We start from the raw sequence: 244 nt of genomic DNA, 5'->3' as shown, positions 1-244 counted from the left end.
CAGATCTCGGGCTGAGCGAGGCGAACAGTGCCTGGACATAGGGTCGGAACATGTGCTCGAGCGCGCCGGCGAACAGGATGACCAGGCCCTGGATGATGACGATCATGTCGCGGCTGATCGCCGGCATGATGGCGCTCAATCCGACGATGGGCGATCAGCACAATGTCGCGCTTGAATTCGTCTCGGGTGCCGGTTTCGTCGGCATCGCGGTGGCGCTGATGGGGCGCCTGCACCCGGTCGGCAT

The 244-nt window shown here is 63.9% G+C and carries 2 pseudogenes; one reads left to right on the top strand and one right to left on the bottom strand.

Features of this window, described 5'->3' with window-relative positions:
- Window positions 1-139, bottom strand: a pseudogene (locus EOA78_RS35725) (ABC transporter permease); the annotation flags it as partial.
- On the opposite strand from EOA78_RS35725, the pseudogene EOA78_RS37675 reads away from it, so the two are divergent.
- Window positions 93-244 (top strand): annotated as a pseudogene (locus tag EOA78_RS37675) (ABC transporter permease); the annotation flags it as partial. The pseudogenes EOA78_RS35725 and EOA78_RS37675 overlap by 47 nt on opposite strands.

Origin of the sequence: Mesorhizobium sp. M5C.F.Cr.IN.023.01.1.1 (genome assembly GCF_003997585.1) — a bacterium.
GTDB lineage: Bacteria > Pseudomonadota > Alphaproteobacteria > Rhizobiales > Rhizobiaceae > Mesorhizobium > Mesorhizobium wenxiniae.
The sequence above is the reverse complement of the archived record's forward strand: the minus strand, read 5'-3'. Positions and strand labels throughout refer to the sequence as shown.